This window comes from Microbacterium sp. B19 (assembly GCF_000333395.1).
Classification (GTDB): Bacteria; Actinomycetota; Actinomycetes; order Actinomycetales; family Microbacteriaceae; genus Microbacterium.
Genome location: NZ_BADA01000396.1, coordinates 1 through 1,103, shown reverse-complemented (window position 1 = coordinate 1,103; position 1,103 = coordinate 1). Strand labels below are relative to the sequence as shown.

The 1,103-nt window shown below is 68.4% G+C and carries 1 protein-coding gene and 1 pseudogene; both read right to left on the bottom strand.

Features of this window, described 5'->3' with window-relative positions; all coding sequences use genetic code 11:
- Positions 1-617, bottom strand: a 617-nt coding sequence (locus tag I5G_RS22650; RefSeq protein WP_022879647.1) for a rhomboid family intramembrane serine protease, incomplete at its 3' end; no start/stop codon positions are given.
- Positions 618-633: 16 nt separating this feature from the next.
- Positions 634-1,103, bottom strand: a pseudogene (locus I5G_RS22645) (peptidylprolyl isomerase); the annotation flags it as partial.

Sequence of the window (1,103 nt, the reverse complement as noted above, 5' to 3'; positions counted from 1 at the left end):
GCACGAAAGCGCGAAGACGCGCCGGACGCGCCCACGACGATCGTGGTCGGCGCCAGGAGCGCCACGGCCACCGAGCCGCCGAGGGTTCCGAGCAGGTACAGCACCACGAACCGCCATTTGCCGAGGAGCGGTTCGAGATTGCGACCGATGAACCACAGGGCCAGCATGTTCAGGCCGATGTGGAAGAAACCCGAATGGACGAGGGCCGCGGTGAAGAGCCGCCAGGGCTCGATCGGTCCCAGTTGCGGAACGAGGAACGGCGGGTAGAACGCGAGCGCGTTTCCGACCACGGTTCCGACGACCGGGATCAGCCCGATGACGTAGAAGATGCCGGTGACGGCGATGATCGTCAGCGTCGCAATGGGACGACCACTCGAGACCACCGCGAGAGGCGCCGAACGACGGCCCCAGCGGCGCTGCGCCTTCTTCTGCGCCGGCGTCTCGGCGGCCCGCTGCTGGGCCATGCACTCGGGGCAGATGACGCCGACGGCGGCAGGTGTGCGACATTCCGGACAGACGGTCCGCAGGCACCGCTGGCAGAGCACGAAGCTCTGCCGGTCCGGATGCCGGTAGCAGAAGTTGTCGCTGTTGCGACGGAACTCCTCGGTCGTGGACACCCGCCGCCGCCGAGGGTCAGACGGTGACGACGTCGACCGACTCGAGCACCACGGGCTCGATCGGACGGTCGCCCGCGGCGGTCCGGACCTTGCTGATCGCGTCGACGACCTTCTTCGACTCGTCGTCGGCGACCTCACCGAAGATGGTGTGCTTGCCCTGCAGCCAGGGGGTGGGGTCGGTCGTGATGAAGAACTGGGAGCCGTTCGTGCCCTCGGGCTGGCCGGTGATCGCGTTGCGGCGGAGGCCCGCGTTGGCCATGGCCAGCTTGTAGGGGGCCGAGAAGTCGAGCTCGGGGTGGATCTCGTCGTTGAAGGTGTAGCCGGGGCCGCCGACGCCCTGACCGAGCGGGTCGCCGCCCTGGATCATGAAGCCGGGGATGATGCGGTGGAAGACGACGTTGGAGTACAGCGGGCCCTCGCCCTTTGCGCGGGTGGCCGGGTGGGCCATTTCTGCGTCCCGTCGGCGAGGCCGACGAAGTTGCGGAC